This window comes from Shumkonia mesophila, from assembly GCF_026163695.1.
Lineage (GTDB): Bacteria > Pseudomonadota > Alphaproteobacteria > Rhodospirillales > Shumkoniaceae > Shumkonia > Shumkonia mesophila.
The window spans coordinates 60,880-85,185 of record NZ_JAOTID010000018.1; the positions used below are offsets into that span (position 1 = coordinate 60,880).

30 protein-coding genes are annotated in these 24,306 nt (G+C 66.5%); 9 read left to right on the forward strand and 21 right to left on the reverse strand.

All coding sequences use genetic code 11. The features are described from left to right. Window positions 1–238 precede the first annotated feature (238 nt). Complete coding sequence (locus ODR01_RS22045; RefSeq protein ID WP_316979872.1) at window positions 239–1,108, forward strand: TIGR02587 family membrane protein; 870 nt, start codon at window positions 239–241, stop codon at window positions 1,106–1,108. Further along, a complete protein-coding gene (locus ODR01_RS22050; protein ID WP_316979873.1) occupies window positions 1,108–1,515 on the forward strand; it encodes a hypothetical protein in 408 nt (135 codons plus the stop codon). Before ODR01_RS22045 ends, ODR01_RS22050 begins: the two co-directional genes overlap by 1 nt. A 130-nt stretch (window positions 1,516–1,645) precedes the next feature. Here the strand turns inward: ODR01_RS22050 and ODR01_RS22055 are convergent, their stop codons facing one another. From ODR01_RS22055 to ODR01_RS22075, 5 genes are all read right to left on the reverse strand, one after another. Further along, window positions 1,646–1,996: a hypothetical protein gene (locus ODR01_RS22055; protein WP_316979874.1), complete on the reverse strand. Its 351-nt coding sequence runs from the start codon at window positions 1,994–1,996 to the stop codon at window positions 1,646–1,648. A gap of 17 nt (window positions 1,997–2,013) precedes the next feature. Next, complete coding sequence (locus ODR01_RS22060; RefSeq protein ID WP_316979875.1) at window positions 2,014–2,364, reverse strand: hypothetical protein; 351 nt, start codon at window positions 2,362–2,364, stop codon at window positions 2,014–2,016. A 220-nt stretch (window positions 2,365–2,584) separates the two neighbouring features. Continuing rightward, window positions 2,585–2,842 carry a hypothetical protein gene (locus ODR01_RS22065; RefSeq protein ID WP_316979876.1) on the reverse strand — a complete coding sequence of 86 codons (258 nt, stop codon included), beginning with the start codon at window positions 2,840–2,842 and terminating at the stop codon, window positions 2,585–2,587. 302 nt (window positions 2,843–3,144) lie between these two features. After that, the gene (locus ODR01_RS22070; RefSeq protein ID WP_316979877.1) at window positions 3,145–3,501 is read right to left on the reverse strand and encodes a hypothetical protein; all 357 of its coding nucleotides are present in this window, start codon (window positions 3,499–3,501) and stop codon (window positions 3,145–3,147) included. Window positions 3,502–3,715: 214 nt separating this feature from the next. Beyond that, complete coding sequence (locus tag ODR01_RS22075) at window positions 3,716–3,946, reverse strand: hypothetical protein (protein ID WP_316979878.1); 231 nt, start codon at window positions 3,944–3,946, stop codon at window positions 3,716–3,718. 268 nt (window positions 3,947–4,214) lie between these two features. Between ODR01_RS22075 and ODR01_RS22080 the strand changes: the two genes are divergently transcribed. The 6 genes from ODR01_RS22080 (at window position 4,215) to ODR01_RS22105 (ending at window position 7,410) form a co-directional block, all read left to right on the forward strand. Then, entirely contained in the window at window positions 4,215–4,733 is a 519-nt protein-coding gene (locus ODR01_RS22080; RefSeq protein ID WP_316979879.1) for an ATP-binding protein, read from the forward strand. Then, window positions 4,733–4,972 carry a hypothetical protein gene (locus ODR01_RS22085; protein WP_316979880.1) on the forward strand — a complete coding sequence of 80 codons (240 nt, stop codon included), beginning with the start codon at window positions 4,733–4,735 and terminating at the stop codon, window positions 4,970–4,972. Before ODR01_RS22080 ends, ODR01_RS22085 begins: the two co-directional genes overlap by 1 nt. Before the next feature lie 2 nt (window positions 4,973–4,974). Beyond that, window positions 4,975–5,160: a hypothetical protein gene (locus tag ODR01_RS22090; protein WP_316979881.1), complete on the forward strand. Its 186-nt coding sequence runs from the start codon at window positions 4,975–4,977 to the stop codon at window positions 5,158–5,160. A gap of 379 nt (window positions 5,161–5,539) precedes the next feature. Continuing rightward, window positions 5,540–5,893, forward strand: coding sequence for a response regulator transcription factor (locus tag ODR01_RS22095; protein ID WP_316979882.1), 354 nt, complete (start codon window positions 5,540–5,542; stop codon window positions 5,891–5,893). A gap of 408 nt (window positions 5,894–6,301) precedes the next feature. After that, window positions 6,302–6,901: a response regulator gene (locus ODR01_RS22100; protein WP_316979883.1), complete on the forward strand. Its 600-nt coding sequence runs from the start codon at window positions 6,302–6,304 to the stop codon at window positions 6,899–6,901. After that, complete coding sequence (locus ODR01_RS22105) at window positions 6,898–7,410, forward strand: Hpt domain-containing protein (protein ID WP_316979884.1); 513 nt, start codon at window positions 6,898–6,900, stop codon at window positions 7,408–7,410. Before ODR01_RS22100 ends, ODR01_RS22105 begins: the two co-directional genes overlap by 4 nt. Window positions 7,411–7,441: 31 nt before the next feature. Here ODR01_RS22105 and ODR01_RS22110 read toward each other — a convergent pair whose 3' ends face one another. The 6 genes from ODR01_RS22110 to ODR01_RS22135 all read right to left on the reverse strand — a co-directional run bounded on the left by ODR01_RS22110 (window position 7,442) and on the right by ODR01_RS22135 (window position 13,356). Further along, window positions 7,442–8,644, reverse strand: a complete 1,203-nt coding sequence (locus tag ODR01_RS22110) for an exo-beta-N-acetylmuramidase NamZ family protein (protein ID WP_316979885.1) — start codon at window positions 8,642–8,644, stop codon at window positions 7,442–7,444. Then, the gene (locus ODR01_RS22115) at window positions 8,641–9,195 is read right to left on the reverse strand and encodes a DOMON-like domain-containing protein (RefSeq protein WP_316979886.1); all 555 of its coding nucleotides are present in this window, start codon (window positions 9,193–9,195) and stop codon (window positions 8,641–8,643) included. Before ODR01_RS22115 ends, ODR01_RS22110 begins: the two co-directional genes overlap by 4 nt. A 78-nt stretch (window positions 9,196–9,273) precedes the next feature. Continuing rightward, complete coding sequence (locus ODR01_RS22120; protein WP_316979887.1) at window positions 9,274–10,371, reverse strand: AI-2E family transporter; 1,098 nt, start codon at window positions 10,369–10,371, stop codon at window positions 9,274–9,276. A gap of 120 nt (window positions 10,372–10,491) precedes the next feature. Then, a complete protein-coding gene (locus ODR01_RS22125; RefSeq protein ID WP_316979888.1) occupies window positions 10,492–11,769 on the reverse strand; it encodes a TRAP transporter large permease in 1,278 nt (425 codons plus the stop codon). 8 nt (window positions 11,770–11,777) lie between these two features. After that, a complete protein-coding gene (locus tag ODR01_RS22130; RefSeq protein ID WP_316979889.1) occupies window positions 11,778–12,299 on the reverse strand; it encodes a TRAP transporter small permease in 522 nt (173 codons plus the stop codon). 67 nt (window positions 12,300–12,366) lie between these two features. Further along, entirely contained in the window at window positions 12,367–13,356 is a 990-nt protein-coding gene (locus ODR01_RS22135) for a TRAP transporter substrate-binding protein (RefSeq protein WP_316979890.1), read from the reverse strand. Window positions 13,357–13,908: 552 nt separating this feature from the next. Between ODR01_RS22135 and ODR01_RS22140 the strand changes: the two genes are divergently transcribed. Then, complete coding sequence (locus ODR01_RS22140) at window positions 13,909–14,376, forward strand: methylglyoxal synthase (protein ID WP_316979891.1); 468 nt, start codon at window positions 13,909–13,911, stop codon at window positions 14,374–14,376. A gap of 83 nt (window positions 14,377–14,459) precedes the next feature. Here ODR01_RS22140 and ODR01_RS22145 read toward each other — a convergent pair whose 3' ends face one another. The 10 genes from ODR01_RS22145 to ODR01_RS22190 all read right to left on the reverse strand — a co-directional run bounded on the left by ODR01_RS22145 (window position 14,460) and on the right by ODR01_RS22190 (window position 24,255). Continuing rightward, the gene (locus ODR01_RS22145; RefSeq protein WP_316979892.1) at window positions 14,460–14,795 is read right to left on the reverse strand and encodes a hypothetical protein; all 336 of its coding nucleotides are present in this window, start codon (window positions 14,793–14,795) and stop codon (window positions 14,460–14,462) included. A 90-nt stretch (window positions 14,796–14,885) separates the two neighbouring features. Then, entirely contained in the window at window positions 14,886–16,400 is a 1,515-nt protein-coding gene (locus ODR01_RS22150; RefSeq protein ID WP_316979893.1) for a tripartite tricarboxylate transporter permease, read from the reverse strand. After that, window positions 16,397–16,861, reverse strand: a complete 465-nt coding sequence (locus ODR01_RS22155) for a tripartite tricarboxylate transporter TctB family protein (RefSeq protein ID WP_316979894.1) — start codon at window positions 16,859–16,861, stop codon at window positions 16,397–16,399. The genes ODR01_RS22150 and ODR01_RS22155 overlap by 4 nt, the downstream gene beginning before the upstream one ends. 90 nt (window positions 16,862–16,951) lie before the next feature. Continuing rightward, entirely contained in the window at window positions 16,952–17,935 is a 984-nt protein-coding gene (locus ODR01_RS22160; RefSeq protein ID WP_316979895.1) for a Bug family tripartite tricarboxylate transporter substrate binding protein, read from the reverse strand. A gap of 275 nt (window positions 17,936–18,210) precedes the next feature. Further along, window positions 18,211–18,858: a hypothetical protein gene (locus tag ODR01_RS22165; protein ID WP_316979896.1), complete on the reverse strand. Its 648-nt coding sequence runs from the start codon at window positions 18,856–18,858 to the stop codon at window positions 18,211–18,213. Between the two features lie 90 nt (window positions 18,859–18,948). Further along, on the reverse strand, window positions 18,949–20,553 hold the full coding sequence (locus tag ODR01_RS22170; RefSeq protein WP_316979897.1) for a peptide chain release factor 3: 1,605 nt from the start codon (window positions 20,551–20,553) through the stop codon (window positions 18,949–18,951). A gap of 129 nt (window positions 20,554–20,682) precedes the next feature. Further along, window positions 20,683–22,581 (reverse strand): bifunctional glutathionylspermidine amidase/synthase, encoded by a 1,899-nt coding sequence (gene gss / locus ODR01_RS22175; protein ID WP_316979898.1) that lies wholly within the window; start codon window positions 22,579–22,581, stop codon window positions 20,683–20,685. 218 nt (window positions 22,582–22,799) lie between these two features. Further along, window positions 22,800–23,000, reverse strand: coding sequence for a hypothetical protein (locus ODR01_RS22180; protein WP_316979899.1), 201 nt, complete (start codon window positions 22,998–23,000; stop codon window positions 22,800–22,802). Between the two features lie 4 nt (window positions 23,001–23,004). Beyond that, window positions 23,005–23,790 carry a DNA adenine methylase gene (locus ODR01_RS22185; RefSeq protein WP_316979900.1) on the reverse strand — a complete coding sequence of 262 codons (786 nt, stop codon included), beginning with the start codon at window positions 23,788–23,790 and terminating at the stop codon, window positions 23,005–23,007. Window positions 23,791–23,973: 183 nt separating this feature from the next. Further along, a complete protein-coding gene (locus ODR01_RS22190) occupies window positions 23,974–24,255 on the reverse strand; it encodes a hypothetical protein (protein ID WP_316979901.1) in 282 nt (93 codons plus the stop codon). Window positions 24,256–24,306: the final 51 nt, after the last annotated feature.

Here is a 24,306-nt window from a genome sequence, read left to right on the forward strand (position 1 = left end):
TTCATGCGATGGAGAAGGGTGCGCCCGGGACGCTGGCCACCGTTCTGGGCGCCGGCACGCGAGCCTCGCGATCCGGAATCCAGGCCGGCTCCTTCCGTGCGCTGCGGCGCCGGACTCTGGACCCCCGCCTCCGCAGGGCTGACGAGGAGGGAAGCGTGGGGGTGACGGAACCACTTCGCCCCCGGCGCGGTTTAGCCGGCTCGGGGCTTTCCCTTGAACCGAGGCGGCGGGTGGCATTTTGGCGCGGGCGCAGACCCAACGCGGACGGCGGCAATGCAAGGACGACGACCGCGAGGCCACGTCGCCGGCCTTCGTGGTCGGGCTCGGGCGGGCGTTCGGCGGCGCGCTGCTGTTCGCGCTCCCCATGCTGATGACCATGGAGATGTGGTCGCTGGGCTTCACCATGGCGCCGGAGCGCTTGGCGCTGCTGCTGGCGATCACGTTCCCGCTGCTCGTCGGGCTTTCGCGCCTGGGCGGCTTCCGGGTCACCACGCGCCTCATCGACGATGCCGCCGACGCCCTGGTGGCGCTGGCCGTCGCCGTGGTGGCGGCCGCCCTCATCCTGGCGCTGTTCGGGCTCGTCACTCCCGACATGGCGGCCCGCGAGATCGCCGGCAAGGTGGCCTTGCAGGCGGTGCCGGGGTCCATCGGCGCCATGCTGGCCCGAAACCAGCTCGGCTCGGCGCCCAAGGAGAGGAAGGAGTCGCCGCCCGGCTTCTGGGAGGAGATCTTCGCCATGGTGGCGGGCGCGCTGTTCGTCTCGCTCAACGTCGCCCCCACCGAGGAGATGGTGCTGATCGCGCACACGATGAGCGCCTGGCAGATCCTTGGCCTGGCTGCCTTCTCGCTGTTGCTCATGCACGTCATCGTCTACGCCGCCGAATTCGCCGGCGGCCACGGACCCCTGCGGCCGCCCGAGGCGCGGTTCATGGGCGTCTTCGTGCGCTTCACCGTCACCGGCTACGTGGTGGTGGTCGGGGTCTCGTTCTACCTGCTGTGGAGCTTCGGGCGGCTGGACGGCACCGCCTTCGAGCAGGCCCTGGAGTTCGCCCTGGTGCTGGCCTTCCCCGGCGCCTTGGGCGCCGCCGCCGCCCGGCTGGTGCTGTGATGGGCAGGCGTCCCGCCCCCGCCATGGGCGCCGGCACCTCGCCGCTCGAATGGGCGGTGGCGGCCCTGGGCGCGGCGCTGCTGGTGGCCGCCGTCGGCTATCTTGGCTGGCATGGGTGGACGCGCGAGGCCGGCCCGCCCGACCTGACGATCGAGGAGGTCAGCCGCGGGACGGGCCAGGGCGGCCATCGGGTGGCGGTGCGGGTGAGAAACGTCGGGCGGGAGGCGGCGGCCCAGGCGGTTATCGGCGGCGAACTGATGGAAGAGGGCGGCCAGGTGGCCGAGGACGCTGAGACGATACTCGACTACGTCGCCATCGGCTCGTCCCGCGAGGCCTGGCTGGTGTTCACCGAAGACCCCGCCGGCTACGCGCTCCGCCTCCGCGTCAAGGGCATGGCGAGGCCATAGGGGGGCGCGGGTTGGCTAAGAGAGGAAGACGTGGATGGCCGGAACAAGTCCGGCCATGACGATGGAAATTGAACTCCCATCCGTCATCCCCGCACGTGTTGCGGGGATCCACGTCTTTCTTCCCGAAGGGCTACCGCGGGCCCCAGCAGAAGCCGGGGTAGGTGGGAGAGGCGGCGCTGGCGGCGAGGCCGTCGTCCTCGATGACCGCGACGCCCCAGCATTCCGGCGGACGGGTCGGAGAGCCGCCGGCGGCAAGCCCGTCGTCGGCGAAGGGCGGGCAGCCGCCGGCCGGCGAGGTCACCCGGTTGGCGGTCAGTCCGTCGTCGCCGTGGCAGGGGACGAAGATGGTGACGGGCGAGGCCATCAGCCCGTCGTCTCCGGCCGCCCCGGCCGGGGCTGGCGGCGCCTCGAAGGCGCCGCCGTTGGCCCGCCACGCCGCCATCGGGTCGGCGGCGGCGTTGTTCGGTACGGGTGTGTGCATCGATCGATCCCCTTCCCTCAGCGGCACGCCCACGGATTGGTGGAGTTGCCGGCCTTGAGGCCCTCGGCTCCGACGCAGGCGCGCGACACCGAAAGCGCCTCGAGCCCGCCCTCGGCATCGCGGCAGTAGTAGTTGGTCTGCGCGGCGGCAAGCCCGTCGTCGGCGCCGCAGGGCAGCCCCATCGACGGGATCAGGGCGGCAAGCCCGTCGTCCTCGACGCAGTAGACGATGAAGGTGTGCGGGGCCGTGGAAAGGCCGTCGTCGCCGGCCGTCTCGGCCGGGGCCGCCGTCGGCTCGACGGCGCCGCCGGTGGCCAGCCATTGCGCCATCAGGTCGTTGTGGGTCGCGGTGGTGGAAATCGTATGCATAGGCTCGATACCCCCCCTCGGGTCAGCGGTTGAAAGTGCATCGCAGTCGCAAGCGAGGGCAAATACTACGCGGGGTTGCGCCGCCGGGCAAGGCCCAACGCACGCGCATAAGGAGTAGGGGGGGCGCCGGCGGGGCAACAGGGAGAGGAAGACGTGGACCTGCCTGCGCGAAGCCGGAGCTTCGCTTCGGCGAAGGCGGGTCTACGTTTTTTTCAGGGCCTTAAAAGCACCGTGGCCAGCTCTGGGTGGGGCCGGTGGCCTTGAGCCCATCTTCGACGAAGCACATGCGCGAGAAGCTGGGCTCGCAGGCGGTCAGCCTGGGATCGCCGAACGTGCAATAGGCGCCCGTGATGGGGGAGGAGGCCTGAAGCCCGTCATCGCCGGTCGCCGGCTCGCCGACCGCCGCGCCCATCGCGCCCCCGGTGGTCCGCCATTGCGCCATCAGGCTGGCGCCGGTTTCCTGGATGATCGTTTGCATGCGTGTTCCTCCGTTGGGTTTTTTTATGGATCATCCTACGCCGATCCGGGCTGGCCGTCGCCGTCAATAGGCGGCTTCAAAGGAAGCAAGATTCACCACCGAGAACACAGAGAACACGGAGTTTCACAGAGAAGAACCTCCTGTCCGGGCCTGGCCCGGACGATCCCTTCCTTCCCCTCTGTGCCTTTCTCGGTGTTCTCGGTGGTTCGATTATTGATCCTTCGGCAGGCTCAGGATGAGGGGTTTTTGAAGTCCTCATCCTGAGCAGGGCCTTCGGGCCCGTGTCGAAGGATCGCCGACGCTTACCAGCAGAAGGCGCCGATGGTGGACGCGTAGCCGCCGGCCGTCAGCCCGTCGTCGGCGTGGCACAGCGCCGTCGGCACGGTGGAGGTGGTTGCGGCGAGCCCGTCGTCAATGAGCAGGCAGCCGAACCCGGTGTGGTGGCCGGCCTCAAGCCCGTCGTCGCCGCAGACATAGAATTCCCGCGTGGGCATGGCGGCGGTGATCCCGTCGTCGCCGCAGTAATGAGCCGAGCGCGAGAAGCCGAGGGCGGCCAATCCGTCGTCCTCTCCCGCCGTCTCGCGCAGGGCGTCGCCGGCGCCGCCGGTGGCGATCCAGGCGGCCATCAGGCCCGCCTCGTGACTGCTTGTCCGTTCCATGATCTCTCCCATTCCTGGTTGTTTGAAGCCCGCGATCGCGAGCGCCCCCTCCGGCGTCGCGAATCACGTTACGCCGAATGCCGCCCCCCGGCTGCGACGGCCGTCACAGGGGGGGCCTTATCGTGGGGGGGCAGGGAGGGGGCTTCTTGGCATGCGGGTTTGCTTCACGGCCTTGTCCAGAGCCTGTCGCAGGAGGGCCGCGTCCGGGCGCGGGCTATTCGCCGGCCGTATCCGTGCCGGTCGCCTTGAGCACCCCGAAGTCCTGGGATTTCGAGCCGTCCTCGGCGCGATCGAAGCCGTCAGCCGCCAGGCCGCGTTTCAAGAGCTCGCGAATGGCGGCGGCCCGGGTCGGCATCCGCCGCTCGAACCGCCAATCGTCCAGCGCCCGCAGTTCCTCCTGCGTCATCATGATTTGGAGGCGTTCGCCTCTGAACAGCTGGGTCATCGGCCTCTCTCCCCATCAGCCCATGGCACAATTATGGAGATTGCGGCAGACGCGTCAACGGCTAAAAAGAGGTAAAGGCACCCGTCGGCGCAATCTACTCATTCTCCCCCTCGTCAGCCGCCGGCACACAAGGGGCAATGAACTCATAAAGACAATAGGCAGCAAAAAGTGCCGATAATGCACCTATAAACGAGTCATCATTAATAAATAGTTGCAGGATCTAAGTAATGAACAGACATTTGATTCCTTGGCTCAGGTGGAAACGATCATGGCGAACATATTGAGGCTGGCACCTTTGGATATTGCGACGTGCCTGCGGGACGTTGGTGCGAGCCTGGTCTCGTCGCGCCCTCCGGCGGCCGGCGTCGATGTCACCTATTGTCTGGACAGCACCTGTTCGGTGCGGCCAGACCAGGTGGCGCCGCTGGTCCGCATGGCCTGGGAACTGATCGCCAACGCGCTTAGCCACGCCCATCCGGCGCGGGTGCGTGGCAGGCTCGCCATCGTGTGCCGCCCAGGCCCCCGGGGCGAGGTCGTCATCGAGGTGGCCGACGACGGCGTCGGGCTGCCGGAAGGCTTCGACGCGGCCAACGACGGCGGGGCCGGGCTCAGGCGCGTGCGCACCTTGGGCCAGCGCCTGGGCGCCACCCTTTCCTTTCACTCGACGGGCCTTGGCCTGACGGCGCGCATTGTCGTGCCGACCGGGCGGGCGGCCCGTACCGCGAATTTCAATAGGCAGCGCAACGAAGACGGCCGGTGGCGCCGTCAGCATGAGGAGAGTTTGTGATGGGACGGCGGTTGTTTCCAACCTCGATTTCTTCCTATGGCGAATACCGGCGGAGGCTGGGCCGGCTGGCCGACCTGTGGGGGGCGGACCCCCTGCTCGATTCCCGGGAGGCCGAGAATCTGCTCGACGACATCGCCGCCTACATGGTGGACGGCGGCGAACTGGGCGGCGACGACATGGACGGCGATGCCGGCCCGGCGCCATTGGCCGAAGGCGAGCGGCCGTCACGGGAACATTAGGAATGTCCTGCGAGGGCGGCTTGGCCGAACTGCTGGCCGAGAACGACAGCCAATACACCCCGGAAACCGAGCGTCTGCTCGACGATATCGCGGCCTACATGATGGCTGAAGGAGAGATGAACCCGGGGGGCTGGGTGGAGTTCCTGCGCCCCTTCGGGACGGACGGGAAGCCTTCGGAAGTGCGTTGACGGGCCCGGGGCCAATCGTCGCCTTGACCGGCTCAGCCGGGGTCTTTTTGGGGAGGTCGGAGGCGAGGGGAACGGCCCCGGGCAGGGGGAGCGTTCCAGCAATCCGCCGCATTTCGCCCTGGGGCGCCGCGCGGACGTCCATCCGCCCGATGGCCTTGGCCATCGGGGCGCGGGGCGATGCGGCGAGCTTACGGATTCGAAGGGGAGATAAGCAATGCCATCGACTTTCGGCCAGAGAAACGATCCGCTTGAAATGAAAGTGGCGGCATACGATTTGCATAAACGACTAGCCGCCATACCACGGAACGTGGAGGCATCAGGCAAGATTGAGGGAAGCATTGGATGTTCATCGAGGCCACATGTGAGAGAGGGACACACCATGCCTTCAACCTTTATCTTGACGCCCGCGTCTCCCGGGGGGGAAGACGCCGGCCCGGGGCTTGACGGTTCCCGGGTCTATCTGCTGGTGCCTTACACGGAGGCGCAGGCGGAAGGTGCGATTGCCGGCCGCCAGCGAATCGCCGTGAACGGGGGCGCCGCGAGGGGCGAGTTGACGGCGCGCCAGCACGAGATCCTGATGGCGCTCCAAAACGGCTCATCCAACAAGCAAATCGCCCAAAAACTGGGCATTATGGAAAGCACGGTCAAGATTCAGCTGAAATCGATCTTCCGCCGGCTCGGGGTGAAAAATCGCACCCAGGCCGCGCTGATCGCCCATAGCCGGCACGCTTGAGGGGGCGGGGCCGGCCTTTCCGGAAATCGGAAATCCAGGCGTTATGGCCGCAGCGTTTGCGGCCATTCACGTCTGCGGCCCCCGCGGCCCCGCCGTGGCGCCCCATCCGCGGCCTATGCCTGCCGGGGCGGAAAGCGGTTCAAGGGGTGGAGACGCCGTTGGCCTCGGGCGGGGCCCATGTCGAAGGATGCCCGAGGGACGGAGCCCTAGTTGAGCGCGGCTTCGGGGTTCGGGCGGTCGAGGCCGTTGTTGATCGCCCAGATGGCGGCCAGGGTGCGGTTGAGCCACGGATGTTACAAAACGTTACAAAGAATCCGTTTCTCCGACATCGCTTCGAAACACGACTCGGGTACATCTCCTGCCGGCGCCGCCCCGAACCCGCGGCCGGCCGCAATGGAAACCGGTCCCATGCGCAAGATCATCGATCTCAGGGAAATCAAGTTCCTGGTGGTCGATGACAGCCAGTTCTCGCGCTCCATCGTCAAAGCCATCCTGCGCGCGCTGGGCGCCCAGGCCGTCCACATCCACGAGGCCACCGACGGCGAGGATGCGCTCAAAGCGCTGGCCGCACACAAGCCCGACATCGCCATCGTCGATTACAAGATGGAGCCGATGGGCGGTATCCAGCTCACCAAGGCCATCCGCCGCAATCCGGAGTGCCCGGCGCGAACCATGCCGATCATCATGCTGTCGGCCTTCACCGCCGAGGAGCTGGTGGCCACCGCGCGCGACGCCGGTGTCACCGAGTACGTGTCGAAGCCGATCTCCATCGAAGCGCTCTATTTGCGCATCGAGGAGACGGTGCTGCGCCCGCGCCAGTTCGTCATCGCCGAGAATTTCTGCGGCCCCGACCGCCGGCGGCGCGTCGATGAGTTCTATGCCGGGCCGTGCCGGCGGACCTCCGACCACGACCCCGCCGCGCCACCGGCCCCGCCATCTGCGGCGGTGGCGGGAGGCGAAGCCTCCCGCGAGGTGGAACTCGTGGCTGAGGAAGGCCAAGCGACATGAACAGCGAAGACAAGGGCCGGGACATGACGGCATCGCAGGCCAAGGCGGAATTCATCGCTCCCTCCTATGCGTTGAAGGCCAAGGCGCCGCTGCGCGACCTCGACCTGGCGGCGGTGGTGGCCCAGGCGGTGTTGGGGCTCAAGGACCTCCAGCCCGACTATCGGGCGGTGCTGGAGGAGGAATGCCGCGCCCTTTACGCCGCCGGCGCCGACGTCGAGGATACCGGCGGCGGCCCGATCGCGGTCGCGCGGCTAAGCCGCATGGCCCACCAGATCCGCGGCCACAGCGGGACCATCGGCTTCGCCGCCGTGTGCAGGGTCTGCGACAGCCTGTGCGGATTCCTGACCGGGCGCGACACCCTGTCGGCCAAGGAAGTCGAGGTCGCCCGCCTGCACCTGGACGCCCTGCTGGTGGTGCTCCAGCACACCGACGACCGCCAATTCGATGGCCGCTTCGACGCCGTCTTCGGCGAACTGGAAAAGGTGGTCCACAAATTCGAGGGGACGTGAGGGGCCCTGTTGCCGGGCGATTGCCGCCGCCTCAATAGCGCAAAAACGCTTGCCGCTCGGCGGTCCAGGCCTGTTCGTCGGGCACGGCCAGCGCGTCGAGATCGCCTGGCGTCGCCGCCGCGTCGTCCACCCACTCGCGCAGGGCCGGACCGCCGTTGATCACGTCGATGGCGAGCCTGCCCGTCTCGTACTCGTAGGCGAAATCGCGCCACAGCGGATAGTCGGCCTGGAGCCGGCGGATGGCCTTGAAGGCCAGGGCCTGGAGGCGCCAGGGCCTGAACGCCGCGTGGTCGTAGCCGGGCCCTTCGGCGTGGATCATGACGCCGTGGCAGAGCATCCCCACATGCTTGTGAAACGTTGGCTCGAACCAGCACTCGCGCAGCCGGCAGCCGGCCAGCCACTCCGGCGCCCACGCCGCCATTTCTGCCATCACCCGGCGGGCGTCGATGTCGGGCGCCCCGAACATCTCCAGTGGGCGCGTGGTGCCGCGGCCTTCGGAAAGGGTCGTGCCCTCGACCATCACCGTGCCCGGATAGGCGCGGGCCATGAAAAGGTTCGGCGCGTTGGGGCTGGGATTGACCCATACCCGTTCGGCCATGGGCCAGCCGAAGCCCGGCGCCGCATCGGGCCGCCAGCCCTTCATTTCGATAACGCGGTACTCGACGTCGAGCCCGAGCGTCCCGATGAACCACAACCCCAGTTCGCCCAGCGTCAGCCCATGGCGCATTGGCAACGGCCCGGCCCCGACGAAGCTTTGCCAGCCGGTGCTCAGCCTCAGGCCCTCGATGGGCCGGCCCACCGGATTGGGACGATCCAGCACCCATACGGCCTTGCCGTGGCGCGAGGCCGCTTCCAGGACGTAGCGCAGGGTCGTGATGAAGGTGTAGATGCGGCAGCCGAGATCCTGCAGATCGACGAGGAGGACGTCGAAGGTTTCCATCATCGCGTCCGTCGGCCGGCGCCCCTCGCCATACAGGCTGAAAACCGGGACGCCATGGACCGGATCGCGGAAATCGGGCGATTCCACCATGTTGTCCTGCTTGTCGCCGCGCAGGCCGTGCTGCGGGCCGAAAGCGGCGGTCAGCCGGATGTCGGGGCAGGCGGCCAGCCGGTCCAGCGAATGCGCGAGGTCGTCGGCGACCGAGGCGGGGTGGGCCAGCAGGGCGACGCGTCTTCCTTTAAGCGGCGCCCGCAGGGCCGGTTCGGCGAGAAGCCGATCGATGCCAAATTTCATGCTCGCTCCACCGCTCGCAGTTCATGCACGAAGCCGTCGGGATGATGAAAATCCGCCTGGCCCGGCGGATGCGCCAAGGCCCAGTAGGATAGGCGGCCGTCGATTTCCTCGATGACCGCCGCGAGGCCGAGACGCCACGGGCCATCGTCGGGCAGGCCCGGCAAGCCCTCCAGGTCGAGGGCGGCATGCAAGGTGTAGCGATCGGCTGCCGATTGCGCCTCGATCCTGGGCGCGCCCGTCACGTCCGCCGCGCCCATGTCTTTCCGGTAGCTGGCGAACCGGTAGGCCGCCCATGCCATCGAGGGCGCGAAATTGAACTCGTAATAGGTGCCGCCCGGTGGCGCCCCGACGAAGGCTTCGAAGCAGGTGTGCCGCCACAACCGGCCGGTGCGCGCCGCCGCCGCCACGGCCGGCAGGCGTAGATCGCCGATGGCGCCGGTCACGACATAGGTAAGCGCCAAGGCGCCGGGGCGCGGACGGACGGCGTCGACCTCGATGCGGGCCGCCGCCCAGCAACGCGAATCCGGATGGAGGGTCAACGTCTGGCGCATGCCGCCATCTTAGCGGCGACGACTTTGAAATTGGCGACAATTTTGATGGCGGTTTCGGCCCGGCGGCGTCCGGCACACTCAAGCCAGGGTATCGGGGCCGGCCCCGGCGATGGCTCCGGGCTCCGGCGGCTTGGTCCGAAAGGGCGAGATCCATTCCTGGATCAGGGTGAACCCCACGGCCAGCAGGGTCGGCCCGAGAAAGATGCCGATGAAGCCGAAGGCGGTGAGGCCGCCGAGCACGCCCAAGATGACCAGCAGCAGCGGCAACCGGCTTTCCCGGCTGATCAGCCAGGGCTTGAGGATGTTGTCGACGCTGCTGACCACGACGAACCCCCACAGCGCCATGAAGATGGCCCAGCCGGTCGAGCCGGTGTAGAGCAGCCACAGCGCCGCCGGCAGCCACACCAGGGGCGGCCCCATCGGGATGAGCGAGAGCACGAACGTCACGAAGCCGAGCAGCGGGGCGCCGGGGACGCCGGCGATCCATAAGCCGAGGCCGGCCAGCAGGCCCTGGACCGAGGCCGTTCCCATGATGCCGTAGACGACGCCCCTGACGGTGGCGCCGGTCACGTCGAGCAGGTGCTGGGCGCGGTCGCCGGCGACCCGCTTTACGCCGGAGTGCAACTGCACCATGGCGTCGCGGCCGTCGCGATAGACGAAGAAGCAGATCAGCACGCTGAGCGTGAGTTCCAGCGCCCCCTGGCCGAGGCTGGCGCCGCTCCTCAGCACCCAATCGCGGGCCTCGGCGACATGGGGCTCGACGGCGATGCGAAAGCCCCCCTCGTCGGCCGCCAGGCGCGTCCAATAGGCTTCGATGTCGACCCCGAAAAGGGGGACCGTGGCGAGCCAGGACGGCGGGCGCGGCAGGCCTTCGTCCAGCAGCACGCGCACGATCTGGATCACGGCGGCGACGTGCTCGGCCAGCGTGGCCCCGAGGAACGCCAGCGGGACGACCAGCACCAGGGCGACCAGCAGGGTCATGATGGTGGCAGCCAGCGTGCGGCGCCCCCCCAGCCTGGCGAGGATCCACATATAGATCGGCCAGGTCGAGAAGCAGAGAACCAGCGCCCACAGGATCGACGACAGGAACGGCCGCAGCACGACCAGGCAGCCGACGGCCAGCAGCGTCACAAGGGTCAGCCCGGCAATGTATTCGATGCGCCCGGAGAGTTTCACCTGGGTTTCCCGTCTGGGCGAAGTGGTGGCGCTTCGAGAAAGCGCGGCGGAACGAGTCAACGACTCGACCTTGCCGGCATACTTAGGCGGCGGCCGCGGGAAGTCAACCGAGGCGGCTTTTCAGTCCATGATCAGCGCGGGGAGCCAGGTGCTCAGTTCCGGAAAGATCGAGATCAGCGCCAGCACCAGGGCGTTGGCGAGAAGGAACGGCGCCGCCCCCCGGAAGACGTTGATGATGCTGAGCCCCGAGATCGACGAGCAGACGTTGAGGCACATGCCGACCGGCGGCGTGACCAACCCGACCGCCAGTCCGGTGATCAGCACCACCCCGAACTGGATCGGCGATACCCCCAGCAGCTTCAGCGCCGGCAGGAAGATGGGGGTGAGCAGCAGAATCGCCGGACTGACGTCGACGAAGAAGCCGACCAGCAGCACGATGACGGTGACCACCAGCAGCGCGGCGGTCGCCTGCAACTCCATGCGGGCGAACAGCAGGCCCACCGTCTCGGTGACGTGCTCGAGCGCCAGGATCCACGTGAAGATGCCGCAAAAGGCGATGATGATCATGACGTTGGCGCTGCTCAGGATGGCGTCCCGAAAGAGTCCCGGCAGGTCGGCCAGCTTCAAGCCCTTGTAGACGAACATGCCGACCAGCAGCGCGTAGACCGTGCCCACCGCCGCCGATTCGGTGGCGGTGGTGACGCCCGAGACCACCGAGCCGACGACGATCAGCGGCATCAAGAGCGCCGGGATGGCCTGGGCCGAGCAGCGCCAGAGCTCGGCCGCCGAGACGTCGACCTTCTCGGCCGGGTAGCGGTTGCGGTGCGCCAGGATGAGCGTGATCGTCATCATGAACACGCCGACCAGGACGCCGGCGATCAGGCTGCCCAGGAACAGTCTGCCCACCGATTCCGAGGCGACGAAGGCGTAGATGACCATCGGGATGGAAGGCGGGATGACCATGCCCATGGTCGAGGCCGCGGCGACCAGGCCGGCGGCGACGCGCGGCGGATAGCCCTTCTCCTCCATGGCCGGGATCATCACTTGGCCGATCGAAGCGGCGTCCGACACCGAGGAGCCGGAAATGCCCCCGAAGATCATGCTGGCCATGACGCTGACCATGCCGAGGCCGCCGCGCAGGCGCCCCACGAACAGCATGCAGAAGCCGATCAGCCGGCTGGTCAGCCCGCCTCTGTTCATCAGGTGGCCCATGATGATGAACAGTGGCAGCGAGATCATCACCGCCGAATCCATGCCCGAGAAGACGCGGGCCGGCAGCACGGAAATGAGCGCCGGCTGGTGGATCATGAAGTAAAGCAGCCCGGAGGCGCCCATGGCAAACCCGATGGGAATGCGAATCGCCAGGAAGACGATGAGGCTGACGGCAAGCACGAGCATGGCTTATCTCACTCCGGAACGGCCGGTTTGGCCGCCAGGGCGGCGACGATGCGGGTGACGCAGAAGATGAAGGTGAGCGCGCAACCGATCGGTACGGCGACCTCGACCACCCCTTCGGGGATGTGCATGACCGGATGCTCGCTGCCGCCAACGGCGCCGATCCAGTCCAGGCTGTAGACGAAAAGGGCGGCGTTGAGCGCCGCGATGACGATGAGGTTGAAGACGTCGAGCCGGCGCGACAGCGCGGGCGGCAGGCGGGCGACGAGCGCGTCGATGGCAATGTGCTTGCCGTGCGCCAGTTCCACCGCCGAGCCCAGCGCGGTGGTGTAGATGAACAGCATCACGGTCGCCTCGTTGCCCCCGACGATGGTCGAGTTGAAAACGTAGCGCAGCACGACAAGAGACACGACCAGGATGAAGATGAAGGCGAAGGTGACCGTCAGCAGGGCCTCCAGCCCCCTGATGGCGCCCCGTTCGAGGGCCAGCGCCCACCTTTCGGCGGCGCCTGGATGAGTGGAGCGGTCGTTCATCGGTCTTCCCCGGGCCTGAAAGAGAGGGCGGCGGCGGTTTGAGCCGCCGCCGCCAAGGTCGGTTGCATTACTTCCCGGCGAGGACGGCTTTTTCGATTTCCTGCTCGGTGAAGGTGCCATCCTTGACGTAGGCATCCCACACCGGCTTCACCGCGGTCACGAACTTGGCGCGGTTTTCCGGGCTGACCACGTTGACCGTCATGTTCTTTTTCAGGGTGTCGAGATAGGAGGCTTCCGAAGCCAGCCAGTTTTCGTCGCTCCAGGCCATGGCGGCCTTCGCCGATTTGTCGAACACCGCCTTGAGGTCGGCCGGCAGCGACTGGTACCACTTCAGGTTGACCATGAACGGATCGGGGTGGATCTGGTAGTCGACGACGGAAAGGTACTTCTGGGCCTCGTAGAACTTCATCTCGACGATGTTGGACGGCGGGTTTTCCTGGCCGTCGACGACGCCCATCTTGAGCGCCATGTAGGTTTCCCCATAGGGGATCGACTGCGGGTTGGCGCCCAGCGCCTGCATGGTCTTGACGATGGTCTCGATCGGCGGCGTGCGGATCTTGAGCCCCGCCGCCTCCTCGGGCACCGTGATCGGCTTCTTGCTGTTGGTGATCTGGCGGAAGCCGCCGGCCACCCCGGTGATCGGGATGTAATAGCCGTTGGCCTCGGCGTGCTTGCCGATGGCGGCGCCGAAGTCGCTGCGCATGGCCTTCAGCACCGAGTTGGTGTCCTTGAACAGGAACGGCAGGGTGTAGATCAGGAACTTCTTGTTGGCCTTGGCAAACGCCCCGCCGCGCGTGCCCTGGATGGTGCCCATCTTGACCATGTCGGTCAACTCGGCCTCGTTGCCCAGCGCGCCGCCGCCGAAGACCTCGACCGCGATGCGCCCGGCGCTGGCCTTCTCAAGGTCGGCCTTGAACATCTCCATCGACTTGTGGCGCACGCTGGTCGGCGGCTGGGCGTGGCCGAACTTGAAGGTGTAGTCCGCCGCCGAGGCCGGCGCCGCGAGGGCGAGCCCGAGGACGGATGCGCAGGCGATCTTCAGAAAGCGTATCGACATGGATCTACCTCCCAATTTTTGTCTGTGACGAAAGCGTTGTTTGTCCGGCGATGGAACAGCGGGGCTTGCGCAGGCGGTCGGCCTTCGCGGATCGGCTCCACGCATTCGGCCAGGATGTTTTTGAAGGCGCCCCGGTAAAATCGGCAAAGTCGAAGACCGGCCCGCGCTTTCCCATTTGTTTCAATGTCATTGGCTGCCCCCTTGCCGAACAGCCGGACCGTTTCCTCGTCCGGAGGTCTCGCCGGTTGGCCATATCCACCAATGTTCCAAATATGGAACCCTGTTCCAATAAGATTACCGTACGGCGTCGTAAACTTCAACGTTATAACATATCTTTTATTGGCGCCTCCGATGCCTCCTTTGGAAGGGGAGTCCGAGAACCGCTTCCGGCGCCCCTAAGGCTCGCGTTCCGCCGTGGCGCAAATGCATCATGTCTTCAAACAATCACGAGGCGCCCAAGCCCCGCACCTTGACGGGGCGGGCACCAGAACGCACGTGAAGGTTAACGGGCGGGCGAAAGTCCGCCGACGGCAACGGCAACGGAGTGGAAGCATGGACAGGAAAGTCATCGTGCTGGTGGCCCATGACGCCAAGAAGATCGAGCTTTTGAACTGGGTGAAGTACAACGCGCACATCCTGCGCAACCACACCCTCTACGCTACCGGGACGACCGGCGGGTTGATCAACCGCGAGTGCCCGGACCTCAATGTCATCCGGCTGCGCAGCGGCCCCCTGGGCGGCGACCAGCAGGTCGGCGCCATGATCGCCGAGAACAGGGTCGACTTCCTGGTCTTCTTCACCGATCCGATGACGACGCAGCCCCATGACGTCGACGTCAAGGCGCTGACCCGCCTATCGGTCCTCTACAACCTGCCGATGGCCTGCAACAAGGCGACGGCGGACTACGTCATTTCCAGCCCGCTGGTGTTCGACCCCGATTATCGGCGCGAGGTGCCCAGCTATTCGACCTACGTCGAGCGTGACATGAAGCGGAACGAGGACGACAGGGTGCCGGCCTGACCGGCGGCTTCGTTCCCAGAAAGCAAAAGCCCCGCCGGCGGGGCGGGGCTTGGCGTCTTTCGATGGCTTTACGAGCGCGCGGCCTAGATCCCGCATCCATAGTGCGATGCGTTGCCGGCAGTCAGCCCGTCGTCGGCGCCCGGCGGAATGCAGCCGTAGCCCCTGGTGATGTTGCTGCACTGCAGCCCGTCGTCGGCGCAGGAGAAGGGGTTCGTGGTGAAGGACCCGGCCCGTAACCCGCCGTCGATGCAGGAGAAGGGGTTTGTGGTATAGCGCCCGCCCTGCAATCCGTCGTCGGCTTCCGCGCCGCAACGCTGGACGCCGGCCCCGGCCGGAGCCGCGACGGCGCCGCCGCTGGCCAGCCATCGGGCCATCATGGCGTTGGTGCCCTCGGCGCGGGCCGTGTCCTGCCTGTTCATGACAATGTCCTCCCCAAAAAGTGCGATCCTGCACCCTTAGACCGCAAGGGTGTGCCGTCAGTGTCGCCGATCACACCTGCCGCGGGAAGACTAATCCGTCTGTTTCCTCCGAAACAGCCTGCGCAGCGCCGCCGCCGGCCATTTTCCGGCCGGCGTGTTCTGGATGATCGACCACGCGGCGATGGCCAGCAGGACCGCCGAGATCGGGCTTTCCAGGAAGATCATGAAGCTGCCGTCGCTGATCAGCAGCGACTGGTGCAGGCTGCCGTCCAGCATGTTGCCGAGGATCAGTCCCAGCACCATCGGCGCGGTGGGAATCTTCAGGCGGTCGAAGATGTAGCCGACGATGCCGAAGATCAGCATCAGGCCGACGTCGAAGACGCTGTTGTTGATGGCGAACGAGCCGATCACGCACAGCACGATGATGACCGGCGCGATGATCTTGTTGGGGATCTGCGTGACATAGACGCTGAGCCGGGTGAAGGCGAGGCCGATGCCCAGCAGCGCGAAATTGGCGAAGAACACCGCCCAGATCAGGGTGTAGGTGACGCCCGCGTACTCGGTCATCAGGGTGGGGCCGGGCAGGATGCCGTGGACCATCAGCGCGCCCATCAGCACGGCGGTCGACGAACTGCCGGGAATGCCGAGCGCGATGGTCGGCACCAGGGCGCCGCCGACGACGGCGTTGTTGGCCGCTTCCGGGGCCGCGATGCCGTCGATGAAGCCGGTGCCGAACTTCTCCTTGTGCTTGGAGAACCGCTTGGCCTCGTTGTAGGCGAACCAGCAGGCGGTGTCGCCGCCGGCCCCCGGCACCAGGCCGGTCATGACGCCGATGCCGCTGGAGCGCACGATGTTGGGCAGCAGGTGGCGGAACTCGGCCAAGGTCGGCAGCATGCGGTCGGACACCTTGCTGACCAGCTTGCCCATGTCGGCATCCGACTGGATCAGGCGGATCGCCTGCGGGATCGAGAACAGGCCGATCAGCGCCACCGTGAACGGCACTCCCTCGAACAGGTTCATGACCCCATAGGTGAAGCGCGGCGTGCCGGTGGTGACGTCCATGCCGACCATCGCGACCAGCAGGCCGAGCGCGCCGGCGAACAGCCCGCGGATGGTCGATCCCTGCGACAGCGAGGCGATGATGGTGATGCCCAGCACCGCCACCGCGAACAGCTCGACGGGGCCGAATTCCAGGACCAGCATGCCCAGCGTCGGCGCGATGGTCATCAGCGCGATGGCGCTGATGACGCCGCCGATGAAAGAGGCGGTCAGCGACACGCCCAAGGCCTTGCCGGCCTTGCCGGCCATCGCCAGCGGATAGCCGTCGACGACGGTGGCCGCCGCCGCTGGCGTGCCCGGGGTGCGCAGCAGGATCGCGGCGATCGAACCGCCATACATGGCGGCGAGGTAAAGCGAGGCCAGCATGCTGATGCCGGTTTCGGGCGCCAGGCCGAAGGTGAGAGGCAGCAGCAGGGCGATGGCCATCGTTGCCGACAGCCCCGGCATGGCGCCGACGAACAGGCCCAGGACGGTGCCCACCAGAATGGCCAGGATGTTCGGCAGCAGCAGGACGTTGTTCAGCCCAAGAAGGATATTGTCGATCATTCCATGATCCCCATCGGTACCGGCAGGTCGAGCAGCAGGATAAAGATGAAATAGACGAAAACGGGCGCCACGGCGGCGATGACGGCGGCGACCCACAATCGGCAGGCTCGGAGGTAGAGCAGCGTGCCCAACAGGAACAAGGGCGTGACGATGAAGTAGCCCAGCGGTTCCAGCAACACGACGTAGAGCACCACGGCGCCCAGGAAAATGCCGATGCGGGAGATGATGGCGCCTTGGAAGAAGGGGACAAGGAGCGGCACCGTCAGTTCATCGAGCGGTTGTCCGGCGGCCTTCCGGCGCTTGTGGACGGCGTAGTCGATCAGCATGGCGGCCGCCAGGATGAAAACCAGGGCGACCAGCAGGCGCGGCATCTGATAGGCGGCCGGCTGCATCGACAGGGACGATATGAAAAACAGCGTGGCCAACCCGCAGGTGGCCGCCGCGACAAGAACGTAGGGCATGGAACAACTCCGCTTTCCCGGACCTGCAGAGCAAATCCCGTTGGGGCCGGCCCCGCGGTGGAGGCCGGCCCCGCTGGCAACCGGGAGATCTTACTTCTTTTCGTTCTTTTTGACTTCCTCGACGATCGGACGATAGACGTCTTCCATCGAGTAGATCAGCTTCTTGTAGTCGTCGCCGATGATCGCTTCGATGTCCTGGGTCTGGCGCTCGGCCTCGGCCAGGAAGGCCGGGTCGCTCAATACCTTCTTGAAGGCGTTGACCAGGGCGTCGCGCTTTTCCTTGGGAATGCCGGCCGGCGCGCTGAAGCCGCGCGAGGAGCCGTTCACCAGGTTGTAGCCCAGTTCCTTCATGGTCGGGACGTCGGGCAGCTTCGGATGGCGCTTCTCCGAGAAGATGGCCAGGGCGCGCAGGTTGCTCGCTTTGAGCTGGGCGTACACGATGCCCAGGTTGTTGGCGCTGGCGTCGATCTTGTCGCCCATGGCGGCGGTGGCCGACGGGCCGTCGCCGCTGAACGGCACCATCTTGAACTTGGCACCGGTCAATTGTCCCAGGAAGATGGTGGAGAAGAAGTCGTCGCCGCCGACGCCCGAGTTGCCGATGGTGATCTTGTCGGGGGCGGCTTTGGCGGCGGCCAGGAAGTCCTGGAAGGTCTTGTAGGGGCTGTTCGGGCCGACCACCAGGATGCCGGGGTCGGTCACCACGTTGGCGATCGGTTCCAACTGCTTGACGTTGTACTTGATCTCGTCGTTCAGCAGGTAGTTGGACACGATCATCGGCGAGTTGGTGATGCTGATCGTGTAGCCGTCGTTCTTCGTGGCGTTGCCGAGCTTCGCCCAGGCGATGGCGCCGGCGGCGCCGGGAATGTATTCGTTGACGAAGGTGACGTTCATTTCCTTGGTCAGGAACGGCAACACCAGCTGCGCCAGCGCATCGGAACCGCCGCCGGGCTTGAAGCCCTGCAGGATCTTGATCTTGTCGCCGGGCTTGTACGCTTCCGCGTTCGCCGTGCCGGCGATCGCCGCGCCCGCCATCAGGGCGGCCGCAAAGACACTCAGGACCTTTGTCCTAGTCATGGGGAAGTTCTCCAGTTGGATTCTATTTTTTGTCCTCGTCGAAAGGGACGCTGGAGTTTGGGATGAGGGACTTTCCCTGTCAACAAAATTGTCAACAATGCGAGGCTCTGGGGGGAGGGAAGAAAGACGTGGGTGGCCGCAACGAGTGCGGCCATGACCCCGCCGGGGGGGGGCGGACACCACCCCTTTCCCGCCAAGTCCGGGGACGGTATGACGAGAGGAGAAAGCGATCGGACAGATGGCCGCGTCCGGGGCCGACCCGAGGCGCGAATTTCCTATGCCACGACGTCGAGGTCGTTGGCGGCGAGCGCCATGTCGCTGCCGGCCACCACATCGATTGCCGCGTCGGGAACCCCCGTGCGGCGCTGGAGGTCGGCCATCGCCTTGTCTTCGGGGCTGCCGGGATGGGCCGCCGTGCGGGCGATGGCAATGATCTTGCGCGCGGTCTGCACGAGGGCGTCGATGGCGGGGGCGAAACCGACTTCCGGCACCGGCGGGAGGGAGTCCGCCGGCGCGGACGATGCCGCGGCGGGCGTTTCCGCCTCCTGGCCCCGCATGCGCTTGAGTGCGCGGGCCACCTTGGCCGCCTCCTCGGCGGCCCGGAGCGCGCCCTTGGCGTCGCGGCGCAATGCGTTGACCGCGGCGGCCAGCTTCAGCGCCTTCAGCTTGGCGCGCGCCAGTTCGAGCTTGGCCGCCTTGAAGGCCGAGGCGTTGGCCTTGGCGCCTTCCTTGAACTGGAGGATCAGGGTATCGGCTTCCGCCCGCGCGGCATCGAGGGCCCGCTTCAGACGCTCGACGTCGAACGCCGGAACGACCCGGACGCCGTCGGATGCGGAGGCTGCAACGGTGGGAAGGGAAGACGCGGGCACGGCCTCGACAATCCGGGCCGCGGACGGCGTTCTCGCCGCGATAGGGCCGAGCATGGGTTTCTCCCACAAGCCAAAAGACCCGCGATCCTAGCAGAATAGGCCGTTTGGCACAACTGATGGCCGTGGAGCCACCGGTTCGCCCGTCTAGCGGGTCTGTTCCTTGGTCTTGAGAAAGCGCACGGCTGGCCAGTCCTTGGCGGTCTGATCCATGTGCCAGGCGTTGCGCGCCATGAACACCGGCTCGCCGTCGTGGTCGTCGGCGATGGCGCCCGAATTGGCGTTGATGAACTTCTTCAGCACCAGCGGATCGTCGGTCTCGACCCAGCGGGCGGTATAAAGCGTGGTCGGCTCCATGCGCACCGGGATGTCGTATTCGGTGCGGATGCGATCGGCGATGACCTCGAACTGCAGGGCGCCGATGACGCCCAGGATCCAGTCGTTGCCAAGCCTGGGGCGGAAGACGCGGGCCACCCCTTCCTCGGCCAGTTGCTGGAGCGAGCGGCCGAGGTGCTTGGCCCGCATCGGGTCTTCCGGGCGCACCGTGCGCAACAGCTCGGGGGCGAAGCTGGGGATGCCGGTGAAATGCAAGGCTTCCCCCTCGGTCAGCGCGTCGCCGATGCGCAAAGATCCGTGGTTGGGGATGCCGATGATGTCCCCCGCCCAGGCGTCGTCGGCGGTTTCCCGCTCGCGGGCCAGGAACAGCAGCGGATTGTGCAGGTTGAAGGCCTTGCCGGACCGCACGTGATGGAGCTTCATGCCGCGCTTCAGGTGCCCCGACGACAGCCGGAAGAAGGCGATGCGGTCGCGGTGGTTGGGGTCCATGTTGGCCTGGATCTTAAAGACGAAGCCGGCCACCTTGTCCTCGGTCGGATCGATCAGCCGCTCCTCGGTGGCGCGGGCCACCGGCGGCGGGGCGATGCGCACCAGCCCCTTCAGCAATTCGCGCACCCCGAAGTTGTTGATGGCGCTGCCGAAATAGACCGGGCTCAGGTGCCCCTCGCGGTAGGATTGCAGGTCGAACGGCCGGCACAGGCCCTTCACCATCGGCACGTCCTCGCGCAGCTTGGCGACCGCGTGGTCGGGCAGCAGTGCGTCGAGCTTGGCGTCGTCGAGCCCCGAGCACTGTTCGAAGCGGCCCGTATCGTCGCCCTCGATGCCGGCGGTCTGACCCTTGCCCAGCAGCAGCAGGCCGTCGCCCAGGATGTCATAGCAGCCGAGGAAGTGGCGGCCCATGCCGATCGGCCAGCTGGCCGGGGTGACGTCGAGCGCCAGGGACTGCTCGATGTCCTCCAGAAGTTCGAAGGGGTCGCGGCCTTCGCGGTCCATCTTGTTGATGAAGGTGATGATCGGGATGTCGCGCAGGCGGCACACCTCGAACAGCTTCAAGGTCTGGGCCTCGATGCCCTTGGCGGCGTCGATCACCATCACCGCCGAATCCACCGCGGTCAGCGTGCGGTAGGTGTCCTCGCTGAAGTCCTGGTGGCCCGGCGTGTCCAGCAGGTTGAAGGTGCAGCCCTCGTATTCATAGGTCATGACCGAGGAGGCGACCGAGATGCCGCGCTCGGCCTCCACCTTCATCCAGTCCGAGCGCGTGTTGCGCGCCTTACCGCGCGCCTTGACCGCGCCGGCCAGCTGGATGGCGCCCCCGAACAGCAAAAGCTTCTCGGTGAGCGTGGTCTTGCCGGCATCGGGATGCGAGATGATCGCAAACGTGCGCCGCTTGGTGATTTCGCCGTCGGGAAGGGTCATGGGCGGGGATACGGGATTCCGTCTTCCTGAAAAAAAGCCGTCGGTGCCGCGAGAGGCGACCCCATACGCTGAAAGGGCGCCGGGGTCAACGTTTTGGCTCCGGCGACACACCCCCACCCGGGCCCGCGCTCAGCCGCCCGCCAGTTCCTTGTCCTCGACGATGCGCAGCGCCGGCAGGTCGCTCAGCGTCGTGATGATCGGCGAGCGGTCGACCCGGACCCCGGCCCCGGCATAGGTGCCGGCCGCCGAGAAGGTGCTGACCTGCACGTGCAGGCCGTCGATCACCGGCAGCCTGAACAGCTGCTGGTAGATCTGGTCGCGGTCGTCGAACTGGCCAACGGTCTCGCCGATCAGGTCGTTGTTATGATCGTAAATGCAGATGTTGTGCCCGCAGCGCCCGACGATCGGCTTGGCGACGTAGCCGTTGCGCGCCAGGTCGCCGGTCAGCGCGAACTGGGTGTCCAGCAGGTACGGGTGGTTGGGATAGAGCATCGCGAGGATCGGCAGGATGGCCTTGTTGCTGGGGATCAGGGTCCACAGCGGCTCGTAGACCATGACGTCGGGGCGCAGCAGCACGTCGATCAGGCGGGGCGCCGTGGCCCGCCTGTCGATGGTCTTGTGCAGGCGCAGGTTCTCGGCCTCGGCGTCGCACTCGGCCCGCAACTGGTCGATGGCGGTTTCCCAGGCCCAGGTCTTCCACACGGTGTCGATGCGCACGCCGTCTTCGTCCACCACGCACCCCTGATCGTCCCAGCCGAGGCCCGACAGACCCCGGATGACCTTGCACGAAAGGCCGGCCGCCTCGATGGCCGCCTTCATGTAACGGGCGTGGTAAATCTCCTCGGGGTCGCGGTCCCGCATGATGTGGAGCGTGCCCTTGACGCCGACCTTCTGCCAGGCGCCGACGAGATCTTCGAACAGGTCCTCGCCGGCGTCGTGGCCGACCGTGCAGCCGAAATGATCCGCCCACTTGCCCTGCACGAGGCCGCATTCCATGTGGCAGGCAGCCGAATCGCAATTGTATTCGTAGGCCTTCACCCCCTGCTCGGAGACCGCGAAGTCGAACCGCCCGGTGATCATCTGGTTGCGACGGTTTTCCCACGACTGGCGGATGCGCGGCCACAGCACCGGCGGCAGGTTGAACTTGCGAAGGAGGTCGTCATCCTGGAGCGCGTACTGGGTGGCCCGCATGAACATGGCGTGCAACTCGTTGGTGGCGCGCCTGAGTTCCTTCTTAGCCGTCTCGCCCATGACGAAATACTTGGTACGGTCGCCGTCGTCGCGGACCAGCTTGGCGCCGCCCATCATCTCCAGATAGGCCGCTTCAGGCGGATTCGAGGCATCCAGCCAGCAGGCGTCGGCCCGCCCATCGTCGGGCACCTCGCGAAGCTCCAGATTGAACAGCCTGGGATCGACCTCGACGAGCGGCTCGGCGAAGGCGTCGTCGGCGGTCTGCATCACCCAGCCCAGGATCTGGGCGTCGCTGTAGGAACAGTCGATCCAATAGCCGCCGTCCTGGGTGACGGTGACGCGAAGCTCGCGCGAATAGGTCTGGCCTTCCGGCCAAACGCTGTTCTCGACGTTCTGCTCGATGCAGCGGATGCGATCCTTGAAGACCTCGCTGACGATGGCGACGTGGCCGGTGATGTCGAACTCGCCGCCTTCGTCCCAGATCAGCAGGCAGCCCGGCTCGGGCCAGCGCCGGGCGCCGTTGCGGAAGGATCGCAGCGGCAGGCGCGTGCCGTCGGCCACGACGCGCACCGAGTGCAGGCGGAAAATGTCGTAGGCCATGGGGACGTCGTCGAAGACGTAACCCTTGCTGAGATAGAGCCAGCGGCGGGCGAACTCGACGCACTGCCACTTGTAGCCCATGAACAGGCCGTCGACGTAGCTGTGGTAGGCCTGCCGGTTGGGAAGCTCGGCCTTGTCGGCCGAGGCGTAGTCGGACGAATAGACCGGCACCTCCCCGGGGCCGACGCCAAGAAGCGAACCGAACTTGGCCGGCTGGGGCTTGGGATCTGTCTTCATGGGAGCAGGGATTCTTCTTCGGACAAGGTGCCCCTTATGTAGAGGGGCCGGCGCCCGGTGGAAAGGGGGGATGTGGACGATCGGGCCGCCGCACCCCCACCCCAGCCCTCCCCCATCGAGGGGGAGGGGGCAGAAGGCGAGGCGGCACGTCACTTCCTGTAGCGTGACACTTGATTCTGGAGTCGTTGACACTTGAATCTGGAGCAAAAAAGACGCGCTCAGTTGACGATCCTGACCTCACTCGGGCCGGTCATCTTTTCGACGCATCTGGCGAAGACGTAGGGTAGCACTGCGAACGCGATTCCGATGGCCGCGGCGGCGGCCTGCTGGGGCGCCCCTTTTGCCCCGAGCAGGGCCTCGATCAGGAAGAAGGTTCCCACCAGCGAGCCCAGCAGCGCCATCGCGTAACAGAACTTCATTGCCCTATCCCCCAACCGCCCCGGTGATGATCACCTCCCCGACCTTACCACGGCCGTCGGCCTGGCGGGATATCGAGTAGGCGGTCTCGACGGCCTCGATGGCGAAGCCGGCGAAGATCCGGCGCACCTCGGGGACGTCGTTCAGGGACAGTATAAACGACCCCTGAAGGCCCTTTAAGAGGTCTCTCAGGCGCTCGAAATCCTCCCTCCCGAACATGGCCTTGCCATAGTCCCCCTCGGAGCCCCAGTAGGGCGGGTCCACATAAAACAGTATGTCCGGCCGGTCGTAGCGGCCGATGAACTCGGCATACGGCAGGCATTCGATGACGACGCCGGCTAGGCGCGTGTGCACGTCTTCCAGCATCGGCCCCAGGCGGGTGATGTCGAAGCGGCCGGGCCGCTCGACCGAGACGCCGAAGTTGCGCCCGGAGATCTTGCCACCGAAGGCGGTGCGCTGGAGATAGAGGAAGCGGGCCGCCCGCTCCAGGTCGGTCAGCGTCTCGGACCTGGTGGCCACCAGGCGTACGAACTCGGCCCGGGTGGTGAGCTGGAAGCGCATCATCTCCATGAACGGCACGTAGTGGCGCTGCAGGATGCGAAACAGCGTGGCCACCTCGCGGTTGAGGTCGTTGATCACCTCGACCTTGGGCGCCAGGCGGCGCCGGAAGAAGACGCCGCCCATGCCGACGAAGGGCTCGGCGTAGGCCTTGTGGGGCATGGCCTCGATCCGCTCGCAGATCCGCCTGGCCAGGTTCTTCTTGCCCCCGAGGTAGGGGGCGACGGGAAGCACGGGAGTCGACTCTCGCATTACAACCACTCTAGGATCGGCCCGCCTGTGATCGCAGGTGGCGGGATGGCCTGAATCGGCCGATCAGGGTCATGCGGAGCGGTGTTCCGCGGTTCGGGGCGTTGGCGCGCCCCGGCCCCCGCCGGCCGGCCCCCGGGGAGGCCGGCCGGCACCGGGGTAACGCCGTCACTGAAGCGGCGGATCGTAGATCAGCACGTCTTCCGGCAATGCCGTGATGGCGGCAATCGCCGCGTTGTTGGCGGCGGGATCGCTGGAGACGACCGGCGCCCCGGTGAAGTCGGCGCCGACCACCTGTCCCGCCGGGATGGTCGGCCAAGCCCAGAACGGCTTGCCGACGCCAGGAATGTTGCGCAGGACCGACCCCACGTTGACGCCGGCCGCGGTCGTGTAGTGGCGGATGATGGTCACCCCGCCGATGGTGATTTCGCAAACGACCTTCATGTCCATTCCCCTCTCCTAGATGCGATAGACTTCGACGTTGAAGGACGGCGGGTCGAG